Origin of the sequence: Vagococcus carniphilus (genome assembly GCF_014397115.1) — a bacterium.
GTDB classification, from domain to species: Bacteria; Bacillota; Bacilli; order Lactobacillales; family Vagococcaceae; genus Vagococcus; species Vagococcus carniphilus.
This window is the reverse complement of sequence record NZ_CP060720.1, coordinates 2,070,535-2,093,873: the sequence shown is the minus strand read 5'-3', so window position 1 is coordinate 2,093,873 and position 23,339 is coordinate 2,070,535. Positions and strand designations below refer to the sequence as shown.

At 34.0% G+C, this 23,339-nt stretch carries 19 protein-coding genes; 7 read left to right on the top strand and 12 right to left on the bottom strand.

Translation table 11 applies throughout. The annotated features are described in order from the left end of the window. Genes H9L18_RS10285 through lpdA form a run of 3 tightly spaced genes read left to right on the top strand, consistent with a single transcriptional unit; the run spans position 1 to position 4,030 of the window. The gene (locus H9L18_RS10285) at positions 1-978 is read left to right on the top strand and encodes an alpha-ketoacid dehydrogenase subunit beta (RefSeq protein WP_126796082.1); all 978 of its coding nucleotides are present in this window, start codon (positions 1-3) and stop codon (positions 976-978) included. A 43-nt stretch (positions 979-1,021) separates the two neighbouring features. Beyond that, positions 1,022-2,611, top strand: a complete 1,590-nt coding sequence (locus H9L18_RS10280; protein WP_126796080.1) for a dihydrolipoyllysine-residue acetyltransferase — start codon at positions 1,022-1,024, stop codon at positions 2,609-2,611. A gap of 12 nt (positions 2,612-2,623) precedes the next feature. Then, positions 2,624-4,030 (top strand): dihydrolipoyl dehydrogenase, encoded by a 1,407-nt coding sequence (lpdA, locus tag H9L18_RS10275; RefSeq protein WP_126796078.1) that lies wholly within the window; start codon positions 2,624-2,626, stop codon positions 4,028-4,030. Positions 4,031-4,073: 43 nt separating this feature from the next. Here the strand turns inward: lpdA and H9L18_RS10270 are convergent, their stop codons facing one another. After that, positions 4,074-4,595 (bottom strand): GNAT family N-acetyltransferase, encoded by a 522-nt coding sequence (locus H9L18_RS10270; protein ID WP_126796076.1) that lies wholly within the window; start codon positions 4,593-4,595, stop codon positions 4,074-4,076. A 242-nt stretch (positions 4,596-4,837) separates the two neighbouring features. On the opposite strand from H9L18_RS10270, the gene pyrG reads away from it, so the two are divergent. The 3 genes from pyrG to H9L18_RS10255 all read left to right on the top strand — a co-directional run bounded on the left by pyrG (position 4,838) and on the right by H9L18_RS10255 (position 8,798). After that, entirely contained in the window at positions 4,838-6,436 is a 1,599-nt protein-coding gene (gene pyrG / locus H9L18_RS10265) for a CTP synthase (RefSeq protein ID WP_126796074.1), read from the top strand. A 176-nt stretch (positions 6,437-6,612) separates the two neighbouring features. Next, positions 6,613-7,800, top strand: a complete 1,188-nt coding sequence (locus H9L18_RS10260) for a glycine C-acetyltransferase (protein WP_221884906.1) — start codon at positions 6,613-6,615, stop codon at positions 7,798-7,800. Positions 7,801-7,838: 38 nt separating this feature from the next. Continuing rightward, positions 7,839-8,798, top strand: coding sequence for an L-threonine 3-dehydrogenase (locus H9L18_RS10255; RefSeq protein ID WP_126796070.1), 960 nt, complete (start codon positions 7,839-7,841; stop codon positions 8,796-8,798). 61 nt (positions 8,799-8,859) lie between these two features. Here the strand turns inward: H9L18_RS10255 and H9L18_RS10250 are convergent, their stop codons facing one another. Continuing rightward, complete coding sequence (locus tag H9L18_RS10250; RefSeq protein ID WP_126796068.1) at positions 8,860-10,647, bottom strand: aminopeptidase P family protein; 1,788 nt, start codon at positions 10,645-10,647, stop codon at positions 8,860-8,862. Positions 10,648-10,890: 243 nt separating this feature from the next. Between H9L18_RS10250 and H9L18_RS10245 the strand changes: the two genes are divergently transcribed. Beyond that, positions 10,891-12,411 (top strand): DUF1846 domain-containing protein, encoded by a 1,521-nt coding sequence (locus H9L18_RS10245; protein WP_126796066.1) that lies wholly within the window; start codon positions 10,891-10,893, stop codon positions 12,409-12,411. A gap of 411 nt (positions 12,412-12,822) precedes the next feature. On the opposite strand, the gene H9L18_RS10240 is transcribed toward H9L18_RS10245, so the two are convergent. From H9L18_RS10240 to lexA, 10 genes are all read right to left on the bottom strand, one after another. After that, positions 12,823-14,043, bottom strand: coding sequence for an ABC transporter permease (locus tag H9L18_RS10240; RefSeq protein ID WP_126796064.1), 1,221 nt, complete (start codon positions 14,041-14,043; stop codon positions 12,823-12,825). Next, positions 14,036-14,794 (bottom strand): ABC transporter ATP-binding protein, encoded by a 759-nt coding sequence (locus H9L18_RS10235; RefSeq protein ID WP_126796062.1) that lies wholly within the window; start codon positions 14,792-14,794, stop codon positions 14,036-14,038. The genes H9L18_RS10240 and H9L18_RS10235 overlap by 8 nt, the downstream gene beginning before the upstream one ends. A 1-nt stretch (position 14,795) precedes the next feature. Continuing rightward, positions 14,796-15,983: an efflux RND transporter periplasmic adaptor subunit gene (locus H9L18_RS10230; protein ID WP_126796060.1), complete on the bottom strand. Its 1,188-nt coding sequence runs from the start codon at positions 15,981-15,983 to the stop codon at positions 14,796-14,798. 135 nt (positions 15,984-16,118) lie between these two features. After that, the gene (locus H9L18_RS10225; RefSeq protein WP_126796058.1) at positions 16,119-17,396 is read right to left on the bottom strand and encodes a hydroxymethylglutaryl-CoA reductase, degradative; all 1,278 of its coding nucleotides are present in this window, start codon (positions 17,394-17,396) and stop codon (positions 16,119-16,121) included. Positions 17,397-17,408: 12 nt separating this feature from the next. Next, positions 17,409-18,581: a hydroxymethylglutaryl-CoA synthase gene (locus tag H9L18_RS10220; protein ID WP_126796056.1), complete on the bottom strand. Its 1,173-nt coding sequence runs from the start codon at positions 18,579-18,581 to the stop codon at positions 17,409-17,411. Positions 18,582-18,760: 179 nt separating this feature from the next. Then, positions 18,761-19,378: a 50S ribosomal protein L25/general stress protein Ctc gene (locus H9L18_RS10215; RefSeq protein WP_126796054.1), complete on the bottom strand. Its 618-nt coding sequence runs from the start codon at positions 19,376-19,378 to the stop codon at positions 18,761-18,763. A 360-nt stretch (positions 19,379-19,738) separates the two neighbouring features. After that, on the bottom strand, positions 19,739-20,773 hold the full coding sequence (locus H9L18_RS10210) for a M42 family metallopeptidase (protein WP_126796052.1): 1,035 nt from the start codon (positions 20,771-20,773) through the stop codon (positions 19,739-19,741). Between the two features lie 128 nt (positions 20,774-20,901). Then, the gene (locus tag H9L18_RS10205; protein WP_126796050.1) at positions 20,902-22,086 is read right to left on the bottom strand and encodes a cation:proton antiporter; all 1,185 of its coding nucleotides are present in this window, start codon (positions 22,084-22,086) and stop codon (positions 20,902-20,904) included. 235 nt (positions 22,087-22,321) lie between these two features. Further along, positions 22,322-22,531 (bottom strand): hypothetical protein, encoded by a 210-nt coding sequence (locus H9L18_RS10200; protein WP_126796048.1) that lies wholly within the window; start codon positions 22,529-22,531, stop codon positions 22,322-22,324. Positions 22,532-22,635: 104 nt separating this feature from the next. Further along, positions 22,636-23,256, bottom strand: coding sequence for a transcriptional repressor LexA (gene lexA, locus H9L18_RS10195; protein ID WP_126796046.1), 621 nt, complete (start codon positions 23,254-23,256; stop codon positions 22,636-22,638). Positions 23,257-23,339: the final 83 nt, after the last annotated feature.

Sequence of the window (23,339 nt, the reverse complement as noted above, 5' to 3'; positions counted from 1 at the left end):
ATGGCACAAAAAACAATGATTCAAGCAATTACAGATGCTCTAGCTTTAGAACTTGAAGCAAATAAAGATGTATTAGTATTCGGTGAAGACGTAGGTAATAACGGTGGAGTTTTCCGTGCTACTGAAGGCTTACAAGCAAAATTTGGTGAAGATCGTGTATTCGATGCACCTTTAGCAGAATCAGGTATTGGTGGTTTGGCTTTTGGTTTAGCTTTAGAAGGTTTCCGTCCAGTTCCAGAAATTCAATTCTTTGGATTTGTATTTGAAGTAATGGATGAAATCGTAGCTCAAATGGCTCGTACTCGTTACCGTATGAGTGGAACAAGAACAATGCCAATCACAATTCGCGCACCATTTGGTGGTGGTGTTCATACACCAGAATTACATGCTGATAACTTAGAGGGATTGATCGCTCAATCACCAGGTATTCGTGTAGTTATTCCAAGTAACCCATATGATGCAAAAGGTTTATTAATCTCAGCTATTCGTGATAACGACCCAGTTGTTTTCTTAGAGCATATGAAATTATACCGTTCATTCCGTGAGGAAGTTCCAGATGAAGCTTATACTGTTCCTTTAGATAAAGCAGCAGTAACAAGAGAAGGAACTGACGTATCGGTTATTACATATGGTGCTATGGTTCGTGAAGCAATCAAAGCAGCTGATAACTTAGAAAAAGAAGGTATCTCAGTAGAAATTATTGATTTACGTACAGTAGCTCCATTAGATGTTGCAACTATTATTGCATCTGTTGAAAAAACAGGTCGCGTAGTTGTAGTTCAAGAAGCTCAAAAACAAGCTGGTGTTGCAGCACAAGTTGTTTCAGAAATTTCTGAAAGAGCCGTACTTTCATTAGAAGCTCCTATTGGACGCGTGTCAGCTCCAGATACTATTTTCCCATTTGGTATGGCAGAAAACGCATGGTTACCAAACGCATCTGACATCGAAGCGAAAGTAAAAGAAATTCACGCATTTTAATTAACAGCTCGAGACTAGATATAATAGAAGGAGAGAATACTAAATGGCTTTTAAATTCAAATTACCAGATATTGGTGAAGGTATTGCAGAAGGCGAAATCGTAAAATGGTTTGTCAAAGAAGGCGATACAATTAACGAAGACGATACAATGTTAGAAGTACAAAACGATAAATCAGTAGAAGAAATTCCTTCTCCTGTAACAGGTAAAGTTCTTAAAGTAGTTGTCCCAGAAGGAACAGTAGCAAACGTAGGCGATATCTTAGTAGAAATCGATGCTCTAGGGCATGAAGATGATGCTGAAGAAGCAGCTCCAGTTGCAGAAGCGACACCAGTAGTAGCTACAGAAGCTCCTTCAGGCGGTGTTTTCCAATTCAAATTACCAGATATTGGTGAAGGTATTGCAGAAGGCGAAATCGTAAAATGGTTCGTTAAAGCAGGAGACACTATCAACGAAGATGACACAATGTTAGAAGTACAAAATGATAAATCAGTAGAAGAAATTCCTTCTCCTGTAACAGGTAAAGTTTTAAATGTTGTTGTCCCAGAAGGAACAGTAGCAAACGTAGGAGACGTATTAGTAGAGATTGATGCACCTGGACACAATGATGCAGCACCATCTACACCAGCAGCAGCGCCAGTTGCAGCAGCTCCTGCAGCAAAACCTGTTTCTACTGAACCAACTGGTAAACCAGGCACACGCGTTTTAGCTATGCCGTCAGTTCGTCAATATGCACGTGAAAAAGGTGTTGATATTACTTTAGTAACACCAACTGGAAAAGGCGGACGTGTTATCAAGTCTGATATCGATAACTTCGGTGGTGCCCCAGTTTCAGATCCAGCTGTAGAAACAGTAGCATCTACACCAGTTGAAGCAACAACTACAGCAGCACAACCTAAAGTTGAAGCTAAACCATTTGTTGGTGCTCCAGAAGCGGAAGTTCGTGAAAAATTAACACCAACTCGTAAAGCAATTGCTAAAGCAATGGTTAACAGCAAACATACAGCTCCACACGTAACATTACATGATGATGTAGAAGTTTCTAAATTATGGGATCACCGTAAGAAATTTAAAGATGTTGCAGCTTCAAGAGATACAAAATTAACATTCTTACCATATGTAGTTAAAGCTTTAACAGCTACAATGAAAGAATACCCAATTTTAAATGCATCAATTGATGATACAACTGATGAAGTTGTATACAAAAATTACTATAATATTGGTATTGCAACAGATACTGATCATGGTTTATATGTACCAAATGTTAAAGATGCTAATACTAAGAGCATGTTTGATATTGCTGATGAAATCAATGAAAAAGCAGCTCTTGCAATTGAAGGTAAATTAACTGCAGCAGATATGCGTGGTGGTACTGTAACAATTAGTAACATCGGTTCTGTCGGTGGTGGTTGGTTTACACCAGTTATTAACTACCCAGAAGTAGCTATCTTAGGTGTAGGAACAATTACACAACAACCAGTTGTTAATTCAGATGGTGAATTAGCTGTTGGCCGTATGATGAAATTATCATTAAGTTTTGATCACCGTATTGTCGATGGAGCAACTGCTCAAAAAGCGATGAACAACATTAAACGTTTATTAGCTGATCCAGAATTATTATTAATGGAAGGATAAGGTGACAGAAATATGGTAGTAGGAGATTTCGCAGTAGAATTAGATACAGTTGTAATTGGAGCTGGACCTGGTGGATATGTTGCCGCTATTCGTGCAGCACAAATGGGACAAAAAGTTGCAATCATTGAACGTGAATACATTGGTGGTGTTTGTTTAAACGTTGGTTGTATTCCTTCAAAAGCTTTGATTAGTGCTGGACACAGATATCACGAAGCCAAACATTCTGAAATCTTTGGTGTAACCACTGAAAATGTTAAACTTGACTTCACTAAAACACAACAATGGAAAGACGAAAAAGTTGTGAAAACATTGACTTCTGGTATCAGAATGTTACTTAAAAAGAATAAAGTTGAAATCATTGAAGGAGAAGCTTTCTTTGTTGATGAAAATACATTACGTGTTATGACAGAAGAAAGTGCTCAAACTTACTCATTCAACAATGCTATTGTCGCAACAGGATCTCGTCCAATTGAAATTGGTGGATTCAAGTTTGGTAAGAGAGTTATTGATTCAACAGGTGGATTGAATTTAACAGAAGTTCCTAAAAAATTAGTCATCGTTGGTGGTGGCGTAATCGGTGCTGAGTTAGGTAGTGCATACGCTAACTTAGGTTCTGAAGTAACTATTTTAGAAGGTTCTCCTCAAATTTTACCAACATTTGAAAAAGATATGGTTAAATTCGTTGAAAAAGATTTCAAATCAAAAGGTATTACAGTTGTTACTAAAGCAATGGCTAAAGAAGCCGTTGACAATGGTAACAGTGTAACTGTTAAATACGAAGCAAATGGAAAAGAAGAAGCGATTGAAGCTGATTATGTAATGGTAACAGTTGGTCGTCGTCCAAATACTGATGATTTAGGTTTAGAAATCGCTGGTGTTGAAATGACTGAACGTGGTTTAGTTAAAGTTGACAACCAAGGACGTACAAACGTTAAAAGTATCTGGGCAATTGGAGATATTGTTGCTGGGGCTGCTTTAGCTCATAAAGCAAGTTATGAAGCTAAAATTGCTGCAGAAGCTATTTCTGGAAAAGCAGTTGCTGTTGATTATGTAGCAATGCCTGCTGTAGCCTTTACAGACCCAGAATTGGCAACTGTTGGTATGACTGAAAAAGAAGCTAAAGAAGCTGGATTAGATGTAAAAGCATCTAAATTCCCATTAGGTGGTAACGGTCGTGCGATTTCTTTAGATAAAAAAGAAGGATTCGTTCGTCTTGTAACAACTAAAGAAGACAATGTTATTGTTGGGGCACAAGTTGCGGGAGTAAATGCAAGTGATATTATTGCAGAATTAGGATTAGCAGTAGAATCAGGCATGAATGCTGAAGATGTTGCTTTAACTATCCACTCTCATCCATCATTAGCAGAAGTAACAATGGATGCTGCAGAGTTAGCTCTAGGTTTACCAATTCATATGTAAAATCAAAGAAACTGTCGATTTTTAAACCGACAGTTTCTTTTTTTTACCATTCTCTATTTAAAATGCCATAAATATAACTATCAGTCCATTCTCCTTTTAACCAGTAGTCTTCCATATAGTGAGCTTCTTGTCTCATACCTAATTTTTCGCATAGTTTCATTGAAGCAATGTTACGTGTATCTAGATTCGCGAATACTCGGTGAGCCTTAATAATTTGGAATAAGTAATCAAATGTAGCAGAAACAGCTTCAAAAGCAAAACCTTGCTTGGAAAAAGTAGGATTAAATACGTAACCAATTTCAAAAGTATCAATCATTTCATCGGGCATGATGAAAATAACACCGATTGCTTTTTCTTGATAAATAACGGAAAGTAAAAGTTTAGAACCATTTTCTAAGTTTGTACTAGATAAAGTTGATTCAAAATTTTCTGTTTTATTTTCAGGTGTCCATGGTTCATTTGGAAGGTATTGACAAACGCTATCTAGTTGATAAAATTCAAAATAATCATTTAAATCTTTTGCTTCAATAGGTCTAAGCTGTAGCCTTTTAGTTTGTAAATTCATTATTTATTCTCCTTTATTTAGTTTAAAATAAGTATAACTCATTAAATGGTAAATAAAAAAACTAATGTTTTATTTGTGTTATTGTTTGACATTTATTTTCAGGTTTTGTAAAATTCTTAATGGGCACCCTTGAAAAAGGGACAGAAATGGATAGTTTATCAGCTCCCTTATTCTAAATGGAATAGGGGAGCTTTTTCTTATTTCGAGAGCCTTTCCCAAACAATAGAAAGAGGGAATGACTTATGACAAAATACATTTTTGTAACAGGTGGCGTAGTATCATCGATTGGTAAGGGGATTGTTGCAGCATCATTAGGAAGACTTTTAAAAAATCGTGGACTTAAAGTAACGATTCAAAAGTTTGATCCGTATATTAATGTTGATCCTGGGACAATGAGCCCGTATCAGCATGGAGAAGTATTCGTAACGGATGATGGCGCAGAGACAGATTTAGATTTAGGTCATTATGAACGTTTTATTGATATTAACTTAAATCAATATTCTAATGTAACCACAGGAAAAATTTATTCTGAAGTCATTCAAAAAGAAAGAAAAGGGGAGTATCTTGGTGCAACTGTTCAAGTTATTCCGCATGTGACAAATGAAATCAAAGAAAAGATCATGCGCGCAGCTAGTACAACGGATTCAGATATCATTATTACTGAAGTTGGTGGAACCGTTGGAGATATTGAATCATTACCATTTTTAGAAGCTTTAAGGCAGATGAAAGCAGATGTCGGTCAAGAGAATGTTTTATATATTCATACAACATTAATTCCTTATTTAAAAGCAGCGGGCGAAATGAAGACGAAACCTACACAACATAGTGTGAAGGAATTAAGAAGCCTAGGAATTCAACCCAATATTTTAGTGGTTAGAACTGAAGAGGAAGTTTCAGAAGGCATTAAAGAAAAATTAGCACAATTTTGTGATGTTCCAAAAAGGGCCGTTATAGAATCTCGAGATGTTGACACACTCTATTCAATACCTCTAAATTTAGAAGCTCAACAAATGGATCAAATAGTATGTGATTATTTAAATATAGACGCTCCAGTAGCTGATATGACTGAGTGGAAAAAATTGGAACAACAAGTTTTAACTTTAAGTAAAATAGTCAAAATTGGATTAGTTGGTAAGTATGTTGAACTTCCTGATGCTTATATTTCAGTTGTTGAAGCACTGAAGCATGCTGGGTATCCTTTTCAAACGGATATTGAAATTAAGTGGATTCAATCAGAAGAAGTGACTAAAGAAACAATTAAAGATTATTTAGAAGATGTAGATGGAATTTTAGTGCCAGGAGGTTTCGGAGATCGCGGATTAGAAGGTAAAATTGAAGCAATCAAATACGCAAGAGAAAATGATATTCCGTTTTTAGGAATATGTCTAGGGATGCAACTAGCTTGTGTTGAATTTGCTAGAAATGTGGTTGGCTTAAAAGAGGCGACTTCTGGTGAAACTTCACCTGAAGCAACTCATAAAATAATTGATTTAATGAAAGAACAAGAAAATGTGGAGAATATGGGAGGAACATTAAGATTAGGTTTGTATCCTTGCCATTTAAAAAAAGGAACTAAAGCAGCTGAATCATATGAAAATCAAGTAGTTGTAGAAGAAAGACATCGCCATCGTTATGAATTTAATAACGCTTATCGTGACATTTTTGAGAAAAAAGGTTTAACGTTCTCAGGCCTTTCACCAGATGGAAACCTTGTTGAAATTATTGAATTGACAGATAAAAAATTCTTTGTTGCTTCTCAATTTCATCCGGAATTAATTTCGAGACCTAATCGCCCGCAACAGTTATTTACAGGATTTATTAAAGCGAGTCTTATGAAATAAAGATAATAAATAACCCTTTTAATTTAGGTGAAATTGAGAGGGTTTTAATATTGTGATTAAAAAAACGAAGCAATCATGAGAGTTCTACTAGAAATGTCTTTTTTTTGAAATCGTTTCCGAAAAAAACTGATATAATAGATTTATAAAATATCAGGAGGTATTTGTATATGAGTTATATGAGTCCAAGTTTGGAAAAATTTTTAGATGAAGGATTAGAAGACCTAAAATCGAAAGGATTATATTCGACTATCGATGTTTTAGATGGCGCTAATGGTCCTTTAATTGAGATTAATGGGGAAGAAAAAATTAACTTAGCATCAAATAATTACCTAGGTTTTGCTACACACCCTGAGTTAATTAAAGCAGCTAATGAAGCAACAGAAAAATATGGTGTAGGAGCAGGGGCTGTTAGAACAATTAACGGAACTTTATCTATTCACCGTGAGTTAGAAGAAAAATTAGCTAAATTTAAAGGAACTGAAGCAGCAATTGCTTTCCAATCAGGATTCAACTGTAACATGGGAGCTATTTCTGCTGTAATGAATAAGGATGACGCTATTCTTTCAGATAGTTTAAACCATGCATCTATTATTGATGGTTGTCGTTTGTCTCGTGCAAAAATTATTCGTGTGAACCATTCTGATATGAAAGATTTAGAAGAAAAAGCTAAAGAGGCTGTTGAAAGCGGTCTTTATAAAAAAGTTATGTATATTACAGATGGAGTCTTTTCTATGGACGGAGACGTTGCTAAAATGACTGAAATCATGGAAATTGCTGAAAAATATAACTTAATCGTCTATGTTGATGATGCTCATGGTTCTGGCGTTTTAGGTGGCGGAGCAGGTACTGTAAAAGAGTTTGGATTATCCCATAAAGTAGATTTCCAAATGGGTACTTTATCTAAAGCTTTAGGAGTTGTTGGAGGATATGTTGCCGGCTCTCAAAAATTAATTGATTGGTTGAAATCACAAGCAAGACCATTCCTTTTCTCTACATCATTAACACCAGGAGCTTCAGCAGCAGTTATCAAAGCAATTGATTTAATGGAAACTGACTCAAGCTACGTAGATCGTTTATGGGAAAATGCTAACTATTTCAAAGAAGAATTACAAAAAATTGGTTATGATATAGGTCATTCTGAAACACCAATTACACCAGTTATTTTAGGAGACGAAAAAGTTGCTCAAGAGTTCTCTAGAAAATTAATTGAAAATGGTGTTTACGTTAAACCAATCGTGTTCCCAACAGTGCCACTTGGAACAGGTCGTGTTAGAAATATGCCAACAGCAGCTCATACAAAAGAGATGTTAGATAAAGCAATTAAGGTATATGAAAAAGTTGGTAAGGAAATGAATATTATTTAAAAATTTTAATAACTAATATTTTGTAAAGGTGGATTATAATGAATCGAATTGTTGTAACGGGCTGTTTAGGTCAAATTGGTTCAGAGTTAGTGAACCGTTTAAGAAAAGACAAAGGTATTGATAATGTTTTAGCAACAGATATTAGAAAGCCAGAAGATCATCCAGTTGTTAATACTGGCTTGTTTGAAGTTTTAGATGTTCTTGATGAAGATAGAATGTTTGAACTAGCAAGCGAGTTTAAAGCAGATACAATTATTCATTTAGCTTCTCTATTGTCTTCTGTTGCAGAAGATAAACCGCAAGTAGCTTGGCATATTAACATGACAGGTTTAACAAATGCATTAGAAGTAGCTAGAAAATTAGATTTACAATTCTTTACACCAAGCTCAATTGGGGCATTTGGTCCTGAAACACCTAAAAAAGATACACCTCAAGATACATTACAACGTCCAAAAACAATGTATGGTATCACAAAAGTAGCTGGAGAATTACTTTGTGATTACTATCATGATAAATTTGGCGTTGACACAAGAGGTGTGCGTTTCCCTGGTTTAATTTCTTACGACACACTACCAGGTGGCGGAACAACTGACTACGCTGTTGAAATTTATTATGAAGCACTTAAAAAAGGTTCTTATGTTAGTCCAATTGGAGAAGGTACTTACATGGATATGATGTATATGCCAGATGCGATTAATGCAATTGTTCAATTGATGGAAGTGCCAGAAAGTCAATTGAAACACCGTAACGCATTTAATATTTCTGCTATGTCATTTGAGCCAGAAGAAATTAAAGCTAGTATCCAAAAAATTATGCCTGAATTTACAATGACTTATGATGTGAATCCTAAATTACAAGCTATTGCAGATTCTTGGCCAGATTCTTTAGATTGCCAATCAGCTAGGGAAGAATGGACATTTAAGCCTGAATATACACTGGATAAAATGACTGAAGATATGTTAGAAAAATTAAAAATTAAATTAGCTAATGAACTTTAATCAATAAAAAAATCTCGGTTCCTTCTTTCAAGAAGGAGCCGAGATTTTTAATTTATTATTTTTAAATTGGTTTTGTAATTTCTTTCAACCAAGCTTGTTCTTCAGTTGTTAAATGAGGAGCAATTAATTTGTTAACTAAAGCATGATAGTCATTTAACCATTCTTTTTCTTCTTCTAACAACATGTCAACATTGATAGCATCGATATCAAATGGAACATATGACATTGTTTCAAATTTTAAGAATTGACCATATTCATTTTTAACATCTTTTATAACAAGTAATTCATTCTCAAGACGAACACCATGAGAATCTTGAATGTAAACACCTGGTTCATTTGTAAGAACCATTCCTTCTACTAATTCATGAGATTCACCTGGGCGATATTGCCAACGGAAGCCACTTGGTCCTTCATGGATGTTTAGTAAGTAACCAACACCATGACCTGTACCATGATTGTAGTTTAAGTTCTCACGCCAGAATGGCATACGAGCTAAGACATCTAGGTTTGTTCCATTAACTCCTTGTAAGAATACAGCTTTATCTAATTGGATATTACTTCTTAAAGTGATTGTATAATGTCTTTTCAGCTCGTCAGAAACCTCACCTAAAGCGAAAGTTCTTGTGATATCAGTTGAACCTTCATAGAAGCCTGCACCGGTATCACTTAACAAGAATGAACCTTTTTTGACTTCAATATCTGTTTCTTCAGATGCTGAGTAATGAACGATAGCTCCATGTTCACCGTAAGCTGTAATTGGTGCGAAACTTTGACGAATATATCCTTCTTGTTCTTTTCTTAGAGCAACTAATTTATCTGTTGCACTCAATTCAGTAATTTTTGTTTTGCCAACTTCATGTTTTAACCAATACATGTATTTAGTATGAGCAACACCGTCTTTAATTTGAGCTTGCTTCATATTTTTGATTTCAGTTTCATTTTTTACTGCTTTGAAGATAACAGTAGGGTTAACTTCTTTAGTAATAGCAGTTTTTTCTGAAATGTTTTTAATTAAAGCGTAGTTCATTCTTACTGGGTCAGCAAGTAATGAAGTAGAAGCGTCAAATGATTTAACAAATTCATAAACATCGTTATATGGATGGATATTTACATTGTTCTTTTCAAAATCAGCGTTAATTTCATCATTCAATTTAGTTTCATCGATGAATAGCTCAACTTGATCCATAGTAACGACTGCATAAGTTAATACCATTGGGAAGAAATCAATATCATTTCCACGGATATTTAATAGCCAGCAAATATCATCTAGTGAAGTTAAAACATGAGTATCAGTATTTAGGTTGCTCATTTTTTCACGTAGACGTTTTAATTTAGAGGCTGTATCTTCACCTGAATACTTAGATTCTAAATGAAAAGCAGGTTCTTTTGATAATTCGGGACGATCAGTCCATAATTCATCAATTAAATCAACGTCATATTTGATTGCGCCTTCATGACTTTTAGCGATATCTTCATAAACCAAGCCGTCTCCCATAGATACTGTACGTCCGTCATAACCAATTGTTTGTCCTTTTTGAACTTTGTCATTTAAAAATTCGACAATTGTTGGAACACCAGGTTCACCCATTTTGAATAAATCAACACCAGAACCTTCTAATTGTTGTGCGGCAGCGATAAAATATCTACCATCTGTCCAAAGTCCTGCTTCATTCATGGCAATTATTGCTGTTCCTGCTGAACCAGTGAAACCAGTGATCCATTCTCTTGCTTTGAAATGCTCGCCAACATATTCACTTTGATGATAGTCAGCTGTCGGAACAACGTAGTAATCGATACCATTTTGCTCCATTAATTTTCGTAATGCTGCAATGCGTTCTGATACTTCCATTCTTAAAACACTCCTTTAACTATTTTAAATCTAATACTATTGTAACACTAATCAATAACAAAGGTTTTAAAATTTTAACATTTCTCATTATAATTTTCTGGTTTTAACAAGTAAAAATAAATGAATTCATGATTTTTTTATGATAAGCTAGTGGGTAGAGTGTAAATATTGAAAGTTTCATATTGGCACCGTAACTATTTTAATTTATAATAACTTGTCAGATAATTTAATGGAGGGATCATCATGAAAAAAATAGGATTTGATTCTCAAAAGTATATTGAAGAGCAATCGAAGTATATTCTAGAAAGAGTAAATGATTACGACAAATTGTACCTGGAATTTGGTGGTAAATTAATCGGCGATAAACATGCTAAACGTGTTTTACCTGGTTTTGATGAAGACTCCAAAATTAAAATTCTACAAAAATTAAAAGATAAAGCAGAAGTTATTATTTGTGCCTATGCTGGTGATATTGAAAGAAATAAAATCCGTGGAGACTACGGTATTACCTACGACATGGATATTTTAAAATCAATTGATGAATTTACTGAGTACGGTTTAAAAGTAAACAGTGTCCTGATTACGCGCTACAGTGGTCAACCAGCTACAAAAGTTTTTATTAATAAGCTAGAAAAAAGAAATATCAAAGTTTATACCCATGAAGCCATTGAAGGATATCCTTATAATATTGATCAAATAGTAAGTGATGAAGGTTTTGGAAAAAACCCTTATATTCCAACAACTAAACCAATTGTTGTAGTAACAGCTCCTGGTGCTGGTAGTGGAAAATTGGCAACGAGTTTAAGTCAAATTTATCATGAAAGTAAGCTTGGAAGAGTTGCAGGTTACTCAAAATTTGAAACGTTCCCTGTATGGAATATTCCCTTAAAACATCCTTTAAACATTGCCTATGAAGCAGCGACAGTTGATTTAAAAGATGTTAATATGATTGATTCTTATCATTATGAGGCTTATGGTGTTGTTTCTGTTAACTATAATAGAGACATTGAAACGTTCCCGGTAATTAAAAGAATTATCGAAAGAATTACGAATAAAGAATCTGTTTTTAAATCGCCTACTGATATGGGGGTTAACCGAGTTGGTTTTGGTATCACAGATGATGAAGTTATTAAAGAAGCTTCTAAAGAAGAAATTATCAGACGTTGTTTTGATACAGAGTGTTTCTTCAAGCGTGGTATGGTAGATGAAGAAGTAGTTAACCGAATCCAAATGATTATGGAAGAGATGGAGTTGAAGAAAGAAGACCGTCGTCCAGTTGTCCCTGCTAGAGAATATGCAGGTCGTTTGAAGAAAAAAGAAACAGGTTTGGATATTAATATCACTCCTGCTTCTGTTATGGCATTTGAGTTACCGGATGGTAAAATCATCACAGGTCGTTCGACAGACTTAATGGATTCATCAGCGGCAGCTATACTAAATTCTATTAAGTATTTAGCTAATATTTCAGATGAGATATTATTGTTATCACCAGTTATTTTAGAAACAATTCGTAAGATGAAAGATGTGGATTTACATAGTAAAATTACTGCTTTAAATGCGAATGAGGTTTTAATTGCCCTATCAATTAGCGCAGTAACTAACCCAACAGCTCAGATAGCTTATGAGAAACTTTCTGATTTAGAAGGAACGCAAGCACATTCAACAGTTATGTTGAATAAAGATGATGAACAAATTTTGAAACGTTTAGGAATGGATATTACAAGTGATCCAATCTTTTCATCAGAAAACTTATTTTATATTTAATTATTGATAGAAAGAGAGATGCTAATAACATTTCTCTTTTTTTATTTCAGAAATTTTCAAGAAAACTGAGCATTTTTTTTTACTTTCTATAAAAAGTATAATATATTAGTTACCTGAGTTGCTTGTTAATTCATAAAAAATGACTATTAGCCGATAGATTTAATGAATTAAACTCGGTATAGGGGAACATTTAAGCAGCAAGGAAATAGGGGAGGGGAACTCTATGTCATATTTTTTAATGGGCTATTTTGCCCTTGTAGCGATTCTTCTATTAAATTTAGTTGTGATGATTAAATTAAAGCCTAAACAGGTAGAAAAAGATTAGCTATAAATTCTAAACTGAATATTAGAAAGTTTTAGAACAACAAAAAAGGAAAACATTTTGAAGATGTTTTCCTTTTTCTTTGTCTATTATTGATAAATAGCTTTAATTGGATCCATTTTAGCGGCATTAATCGCAGGAATAACACCAAATATAAGTCCGATACCAGCAGATATGCTAGCAGATAACAGAGCCATCTGTGGACTAACAATCGCCTTGACGTTTGGAATGAGACTAGAAATTAGATTCGCAATACCAGCGCCCAGTAAGACACCAATAACACCACCGATTAAAGTGATGAAGGCAGCTTCAAGTAAAAATTGAATCAAGATATTAGAGGGTTTAGCACCAATAGCTCGTCTAATACCAATTTCTCGTTTTCTTTCAGAAACAGAAACGTACATAATATTCATAACGCCAATACCACCAACTAAAAGAGAAATAGCTGTGATGAAAATTAATCCAGTCACAACAGCTTGAATCATTTGCTCCATTTGTTGTCTGATTTTTTCGTTAGAACGGTCTTCTTCAAAATTTCCAACTAACTCAGGATGATAATCCTTTAATAAAGTATTTGCCTGACTAATTGCTTGTTCACGAGAAGCACCTTTAGCAACTTTGAGTTTAATAGCATTGATAGGTTTATCTTTTGTCAATTCATTAAAAGCTCTCTTAGGAACGACACTATTATAAATAGAACCATCAGTAATCATTTCATCTATATTAATTTTCTTTTTAACACCAATTACTTGGAATTTTTGGCCATCAATATCAATGGCTTTTCCAATAATATTTTTTGGTTTCTTAATGTTTAAACCAAGCATCGTATCATACGCTAAGATAACTTTATTTCTATCCATATCTTCTGGTTTAAAATCTGAGCCGAATGTTACGTTTTCATCAGGTTTTTGATACGATTGAACTTGAGCTTGGCTACCGGATTCAAAAAAGGAGACATTTGAAGTGACACCATCTTGATAACCAAAGCCAAAACCATAATCGGCAGAAATGTTATCAACGCCATCAAGTTTTCGAAGCATTTTCAAATCGGACATATTGAAGGCAAACTCATCAAAAGAACTCTCAGCTGCAACAGAGTCGTCTTCCATATCAACTTTATAGATTAATCGAACCGTATCAGCATCAGCAGATTCTAGTACTTCCATACTACTTTGTTTCATACCTTCACCAATAGCAGAAACGATGACAACAGCAGTAATACCGATGATAATCCCAACCATTGTTAGAAAAACTCTTAATTTATGTGCTTTTAAACTAAGGAAAGTACTTAGTAATAGATTTTTAAGCATTGTTGTATTCCTCCTCAGTAAGGAATAAACCGTCTTTCATGTAAACAACACGAGAGGCATATTTTTTCATATCATTATCATGAGTAACCATGACAATTGTTTTTCCTTCTTTATTTAAATCAGATAAAATGCCCATGATATCTGCACTTGTTTCACTATCTAAAGCGCCTGTAGGCTCATCGGCCATAATTAAAAGAGGCTCATTTACTAAAGCTCTAGCGATAGCTACCCGTTGCTGTTGACCACCAGATAATTCAGTTGTTTTAGAATTTTCTTTTCCTTCAAGACCAACTAAACCAAGGTAGTGCTCGGCAATCTTTCTACGTTTGTTTTCTTTCTTTGTTCCTTCATAAACCATAGGTAATTCAACATTTTGAGAAACGTTGAGAGACTGAATTAAGAAAAATTGTTGGAAAATAAAACCAATGTATTTGTTTCTTAAATCAGATTTTTGATTTTCAGTTAATTTTGAAACATCTTGACCATCAAAAATGTATGTTCCATCTGAGGACTGGTCAAGGAAGCCAATAATATTCATAAGAGTTGTTTTACCACTACCAGATTTTCCCATAATCATTAAAAATTCACCTTGTTCGATCGTTAAGTGAAGATTTTTTAAGACATGAAGCTGTTCTTTCCCAACAGGGTAATACTTATTAATATCTGTTAACTCAATTAATGAAGATGAAGGAGAAGAAGAAGGTAGTAACTCTTCATTTGTTATTTCTTCGTTATGTAATTCTTCCGTCATCTTATTTCAACTCCTCTGAATTTTCAGTACCTAACTCATTGATTAATTCGCCACTTTTTAATTCTTTTTCAGATTTAACAATCACTTTATCTAAACCTTCTAAACCACTTTTAACAACCACATTTCCTTTTTTAGCACCCTTAGTATCGATTTCAATATCTTTACGTAAAACAGTACCAAAATCATCTACGAAAACGTATTTCTTATTATCTTTTTTGTCTGTGTGAATAGCCTTTTCAGGGATTTCAATTTTTTTGTCTTCTAATTTAATTGAAGCTTGTACATGGAATCCTTTGCGAACTGCTTTAGCATCTTTTAATGATAACTTAACGGTATAAGTAGATAAGGCACCATTACCAGAGCTTGCTCCGCCACCTTGTGCATTAGCGCCTGCTCCAGCAGCAGCTGCTGTACTTGGTGAGTTTGCGATATAAATGATTTCACCTTTATAAACTTTATTATCAGCAATTGTTCTAACCTCTGCTGGTTGTTTTTCTTTAATTTTTTCAAGGTCACGCTCGTTAACTTCACCTTCTACATAAAAATCATTTGAAGTTAGGGTCATAATAGCACTGTCACGATTTTGATCTTGAGGAACAGTAACTTGACCATTAAATGGAGCGGTTACTTGGTTAACTTGTTTAGCGTATAATTCATCAATTTGACTTTGTAATTGGTTCATTTTAACATCAAAACTATTTAAATCATATTTTAAACGAATACTTTCTTCTGAATTTGCAGGTATTTGTGCTGTAGGGTCTTCTTTTCCATTAGAAGATCCTCTAGAATTAGCTAATTCATTTAATTCTAATTGCATTTGTCTAGCTGCTTTTTCTTTCTCAGCTTGGCTAGTTTCAATTTGGAATTTTAATTCAGTGATTTGATTGCTGCTTGTTTCATCCACATATTGATATAAAACAGCACCTTTTTCTACATTATCACCATTTTTAACATTTAAATCGCCTAATTTACCTAATGTAGCATCTTTAATAAATTCTTTCGATTCTGTAGGTGTTACAACCCCATTGATAAACACTTGATCTACATCTTCTACTGAAAAATACTCAATAGCAGGTTCTTCTGTTGCTGCATCTTTATTGCCGCTACCGCCTAATAATAGTTTAGCACCGATACCTAGTACAACAACGCCTGCAACAACGCCGATAATAATCTTCTTTTTCTTTGACATTATAAAAAAACTCCTTTTATTTTTATTATAATTATTATTCTACCTGAATTAAAAAAAGATTAATATAGGCCCTAAGTCGTATAAAGTCGTATATAAACGAAAGAGACTGACATTTGAGTCAGTCTCTAATCAAATTTATTTATTTCGAATGTTGTTAAGAATCTCTTTAGCAATAGCAGAATTCATTTTATCTGCTTTTCTTAATTGAGTTGCAACTTCTTCAATTTCTTCATTTTTTGCTCCTACTTGAATAGCAAGAGAACTTGCGTGTAAACTCATATGTCCTTTTTGAATGCCGTCACTTACAAGTGCTTTTAAAGCTGCGAAGTTTTGTGCGAGTCCTACACACAAAATAATTCGAGCTAATTCTTCTGAAGAATTAACTTCAAGCATGTCAAGATTAGCTTGAGCCATAGGGAGAACAGAAATTGCTCCACCAACTGTTCCAATAGCCATTGGTAAAGTTAATTCACCAACTAGCATGCCTTTATTGATAGTCCAATTTGTCATACCTTCATATCGACCGTTGCGACTGGCATAAGCATGTGCACCAGCTTCGACAGCGCGAGGGTCATTTCCAGTTGCAATAACAACCGAATCTATTCCATTCATTATACCTTTATTATGGGTTGCAGCTCGGTATGGATCAAGTTTAGCATAAGTGCTAGCTTCAACAATTTTTTCGGCTATTTCATCTCCATCATGAAGTTTAGTAGTCAATTGGTTGCAAGGTACCTGACACTTGGCTGTCACAAGAGCTTCAGTATTATAGTTACTTAAAATAGACATTAAAGAGGCACCATTTGTCAGTTCCAAAATAAATGGTGTAACACCTTCTAAAATAGTATTGATAATATTAGCTCCCATAGCATCTTTAACATCAACCATCAGATGAATGGTTAAAAAAGCAGGGGAGTTGTCAGTGGCGTCTATTGCACGAATACTTATCCGTTTGAGGCCGCCTCCACGAAGATGAATAGACGGATGAACTTCTTTAGCTAATTTAAAAATCTCAGCTTCGTGAACCTGTATATTGGTTTTAGCTTTTTCAATATCAGGTATTTTTTTTAGAATGATTTGTCCAATCATTTCCCTTGTTGCTATCGAAGTCGTGAAACCTGAATCAGCCATTATTTTAGCAGCATTACTGCAAGCTGCTATCACAGAAGGTTCTTCAACCACCATCGGAATTACTTTTTCCTTATCGTCAATTTTAAAGTTTAAAGCAACTCCCATAGGTAAATGGAATTGAGTTAGCTGATTTTCAATAAGAGAATCAGCAATATCGTCATTTAGTAAACTATTATTCATAAAAAGATCTGCATTTTGTTGAGATAAGTGATTGTTAGCAACTAATGTATCGAGTCTCTCAAGCCGAGTCTGTTTGTAAAATTTTTTCCCCGTTTGATTCAATTTGGCAACTCCTTATTGACGTTTTTTATAGTGTCTTTCATGATTAGAAATACTTGATAAATAAAAGAGGGCGTTATCAAATTCTGATTCATCTAATGGGTGAATACCATCAGTTTTAGGTAATTCTTTATTAAAAATAGTTTCGTAAGCTTCAATAGATAAACTTTGACGTTCATTTATTAATTCTTGTCGAGTTGAATTTACTAGATGGTTTTCAAACCCTTCAACGAGTCTACCAGAAAAAATCTCAGCTACAGCTCCTGAACCATAGCTAAATAATCCGATTAAATCATTAGCTTTAAGTGAATGTTCAGAACTATCTAGAAGAGACATCAAACTTAAGTAAAGAGAACCTGTGTAGATATTACCGATGTTACGTGTGTATTCTGTCGATAATTCGTAATGTTTTAATAAAATTTCCTTTGTTTCTTCCGATTCATTTTCTAGAAGGGGAAGTAGAGCTTTTTTACCCATTTTTGTATAAGGTAGGTGGAAACAAAATGCTTTAAAATCAGATAGTGAGTAGTTTGTTTGTTTTGAAAACTCCTCCCAAAGTTGATTAAAGAATTTAACGTAAGCTTCATTTGAAAACTTACCATCTACAATAGCTGTATCAGAATAGTTTGGACGCCAAAAGTCAAAAATATTTTCGGTCATAGAAACAGAAGTATCTTCGATTGCTAAAATTTTAGGTTTTTCACTGATTACCATAGCGATAGCACCAGCACCTTGTGTCACCTCACCAGATGTGTTTAAACCATAACGTGAAATATCAGAACCAATAACAAGAGCCTTTTTACCTGGATGAGTTTTGATATAATCACGAGCCATCATTAATCCAGCAGTTGCCCCGTAGCAAGCTTGTTTAATTTCAAATGATTTAGCAAAAGGTTGAATTTCTAATAGTTGATGAATAAAAGCGGCAGATGATTTAGATTCATCAATTCCAGATTCGGTTCCGACAACTACTAGTTCAATCTTTTCTAAATCTTCTTTATCTAAAATAGGAAAGGCAGCATTTGCTCCCATAGAAACGGTGTCCTGCGTAATTGTGGGGACAGCCATTTTTGATTGACCAATACCGACTGTAAATTTATCTGGGTCAATACCTCGATGTTTTGCAAGTTTAACCAAATCAATATATGTGTTTGGTGTGAAAAAATTTATTTTATCTATCCCGATCACTTATAACACTCCTAATCATATTATTAAACCTCCGTCATTTTATCATAGATTAGTATAGGGTGGGCGATATAACAGATGAATTTAAAAATACTTTAATCTTTAAAAAAGGAGAGAGTCATTTAAGGACAATAAAAAAAGAGGGGACTAGAATCAGTCGCCCTCACTTTTAAATGTTATTTTTATTCAGCTGGTTTTTCGTTAATAACTTCTGGTTCAGCTGCAACACCAGTTTCTTCGTCTTCAACTTTAGCAACCATTTCAGTTACAGCACATACTTGTTCTTCAGCATCTGTTACAATTGCGAAATCTGCTTGTTTTGGAATGTCCCCAATTACAAGAGAATCACCAATTTCTAACCCTTCAATGTCAACTTCAACACGTTCAGGTAATTTATCAGGTGTTGCAGAAACGATAACAGAATATAAGTTTTGTTCTAACACGCCACCAGCTTTAACGCCTTTAGGTGTACCAACTAATGTTAATTCTGCTTCTACTTCAGTTTCTTGAGTCATATCAACTGCTAAGAATTCAGCGTGAATCCATTCTTTTGTGAATGTATCAAGTTGATAATCATGAAGTAAAGTACTGATTTTTTTACCACCAAGATCAAGAGTGTAAACAGCGTTTAAGCCGTTTTCACGAATTGCCTTTTCTAATTCAAGGGCATCTACTGAAAAAGGAATATTTTCAACGTTGTGACCATGAACAGCACTAGGAACTCTTCCTTCTGCTCTTAGTTTTTTACGGATAGAACGAGGTCTAACCGCTCTTTCTTCTACTTTTAATACTACTGACATAAATAATCTTCCTCCTTTAGAATAAAATCTTAATTCGGTTCGTTATTTAGTTTTAGCAGTTTTAATCGAGAATTAAGCCTGTCGATTAGCTTGCGCTTAAAAAATGAATGTCAGCATTTTTTAAGTGACGAACCATAAACTATAAATAGTGATTTTAGTCGATTTTAATCGAATAGAAAGAAGCTATTCAAAATTAAAACAACAGAAAATCGAACTTAGGTAATCTGTAATTTACCTGCTCATCGTGGTTTTGACACCACACTATATTATAAGCTTATGAACTAACCATACGTCTTATCGGAAGAAAGGTCAAGTAAAGAGTTTATTTTTTGAATTTAATTACACGTGTCTTTTTTATTTTTATGAAAATTCACTAAATAAATATTTTGTTACTAATTGTTCAGTAGCTACAATTGAGTCATTATGAGTACGCTCAAAAGCATGACTAGCTTCAATTCCTGCCCCAATGAGACCATGTTTCACGTCAGCTCCAGCTCGCATAGCAGCAGAAGCATCACTACCATAAAATGGGTAGATATCTAATTGATAAGGAATATTATCTTTTTTGCAAAGTTCTACAAAGTGGTTTCTTAAGCCAAGATGATAAGGACCGCTTGCGTCTTTTACACAAATGGAAACTGTATATTCATCAGTTTGTTGATCGTCACCCATTGCGCCCATATCAACAGCTAGGTATTCAACTACGCGTTCATCAATATTAGAGTTTCCACCATAACCAATTTCTTCATTATTTGAAAAGAAAAAGTGAGTTGTGTATGGTAATTCTTGTTGTTCTTTTTTTAGATTCACTAAAAATTGAATTAGAATAGCTGCACTTACTTTATCATCTAAATGGCGTGATTTAATAAATCCGCTTGGAGTGATTTCGGTTCTTGGGTCAAAACTAATAAAGTCGCCCACTTGAATACCAAGTTTTTCTGTATCTTTGTCAGAGAAAGTTTTTTCATCAATTCTAACTTCCATATTATCCTGGTTTCTCTCAGCAGTACCAGCATCTTTATAAACATGTACACTTGTTTGATGCATTAAAATTGTACCAGTATAATTTTTGCCAGATTGAGTATGAATCGTACAATATTCACCTTCAATTGAGTTGTATTTAAAGCCACCGATTAAATCAAGTTTAAGACGGCCATCTGGTTTAATTGCTCTTACCATAGCACCAAGAGTATCGATATGAGCCGTAATAAAACGGTGGTTATTATCATCTTTACCAGGTACTGTAACAATTAAACTTCCTTTACGATTGATTTTACCTTGATAACCATATTCTTTTAAAAGTGAATCAATGAAACTAATAATTTCTGTTGTGCTTCCAGTAGGGGATGGCATGTTTGTCAATGTTTCCGTTAATTCGATTGTTGATTGATTCATAAAAAAGCGCCTTCTTTCTTGTTTGATATACTTAGCTTATTCCAGATATCTCAACTAATCAATAGAAAAAAGCATCTTTACCAAAGTTCCCCTAATAATAAGTAGAATTTTAGTAGAAATGCTTTTATTTAGGCAGTTACTTCATCATTATCGTTTTGTTCTAAACCAATACTAAATTTAAGTAAGAGTGGAGAAATTAAGGTTGTAATAATAATGGCTGCAATAACAACAGTAAAGAATTCATTTGTAATAAAACCTGATTCTTGACCGATTTTAGCAACAATTAAAGCCATTTCCCCTCTAGAAACCATACCAGAGCCAATGACAAAGGATGATTTTCGGTTGACTTTCATTAAACGTGCAGCAAAATAGCCACCCATTAATTTAGTTAAAATAGCACCTAGTGAAAGAAGGAAGATTAATCCAAATTGAGAGTATAATGCCTCAATATTAATACCAAGACCAATTGACACAAAGAAAACAGGAATAAATAAACTATTTCCAATCGTATCAATATCAGTTTCAATTTCATGAGAATGCTCATGGCTAGATAACATTAGACCGATAAAGAACGATCCAATAATATCACTTAGGCCCATTTCTTCAGCAAAGATGGTGAAGGCAAAACATAAAACTAAAGCCATAGCTGTTTTTGCTTTAATAGCGTTCATTTTGGAAGATAAATTCATTGCAGGGGTGATAAAATATTTTGCAACAAGATACATAATGAAGAAGAATAAAACTTTCTTTCCAATTAAATCCCACGCCATTGTAGCAGTGAATCCAACACTTGCATCAAAGGTAACAACAGCTGTGAAAATACTAATGAGAATAACTACGAGGGTATCATCAAGAATAGCGGCCCCTAAAGTAATAGAACCTGCTTCATTATCTAAATAATCGTATTCTTTCAGAACTTGTACGGTAATACTAAGAGATGTGGCACTAAAAATGATGCCTAAAAAGAATGATTCTGGAGTTCCCATGCCAATTAGATGACCGAGAATTGCGATGAAAATAAATGGTACGAAGACACCAAACGTGGCGACTATAATGGCAGGTTTTAAATACCGCCTGAGTAAGTTTAAGTCACTTTCTAATCCAACTAAAAACATTAGTAAGATAATTCCTATTTCAGAAAACATGGCAATACCATCTGTTTCTTGTACCATGTTTAAAATGGCGGGTCCAAGTAATAGACCTAGTGTTAATTCACCAAATACGACAGGCAAGTTGAATCGATTACAAAGATGACCTGCCACCTTGGTGCCTAGTAGAATAAAAATAATCATTTTTATTAACTCTAGCGTCAATAATATCCTCTCCTTAAAATTATTTAATTACATCCTTTATACTAAAATATTTATAAAAATAAAGCAAACGATATGATTTTTTTAAATTCAAAAAAACTTAATTATAGGCTTTTTATAATAATAATCATTATAGATTACGTTTTTTTATAAAAAAATATTTAAAAATATGAATAAAAATTCATTAATTATGTATTTCGAGTGGATAAAGTGTATAAATAAAAAACAACCGATATCTTTATCGGCTGTTTCTATAAGCATATTGCTGTTTTTCTTCTGTATAACGTTTATATTGTTTTCTCTTATAACTTTTTTCATCCCAAAGCATTAACCAAATCATAAACAGGGGAGTTAAAACGACCAAAGCGGCTTGCCAACCAAAAGTACCTAAGACAATTCCCAACATTAAAACAATTAACAACAATCCGTATCTTCTTATAGCTTCCATTATTGATCACTCCTAATTAATTTAGAACATCTGTTCGTATTTATATTATACAAACAAACGTTCTTTTTGTAAAGAAAAAAATAAAGCAAATTTTGCTTTATTTTTTAAATATGATTACGATATAGTCCAACAACTTTTCCGAGGATAGAAACATCATCTAAAATAATAGGTTCTAATGTATCATTTTCAGGTTGTAATCGGATATGATTAGTTTCTTTAAAAAATCTCTTACAAGTTGCTTCATTTTCATCAGTCATAGCAATAACAACGTCACCATTATTAGCAACTGATTGTTTTCTTACAATAACATGATCACCATCAAAAATTCCGGCATTAATCATGCTCTCGCCACGAATTGTTAACATGAATAAAGAATTTTCTTCATATTTTAAATCAGGTGGTAGAGGGAAAAAATCAGAAGCTTCTTCAACTGCTAAGATAGGCTCACCAGCTGTTACCACACCAAGCATTGGAATCGTTGTCGGTTTTACACCAATAACGTCTAATCCTTCGGAGGTCAATTCAATAGCTCTTGGTTTAGTTGGATCTCTTAAAATAAGTCCTTTTTTCTCTAGACGTGATAGATGACCATGAACAGTTGATGTTGAAGATAAATTAACGGCTTCACCGATTTCTCTAACGGTAGGTGGATAGCCACGTTCTTCAACTTGTTCATAGATATATCGTAAGACGTCAACCTGTCTCGAAGATTGTTTCTTTGTCATAAGTCGGCCTCTTTTCTTTTTTTTGAGTGTATCATATTTTTAAAATAAAATCAAACGGGTGTTCGCTTTTTTAAGGGGAGAAT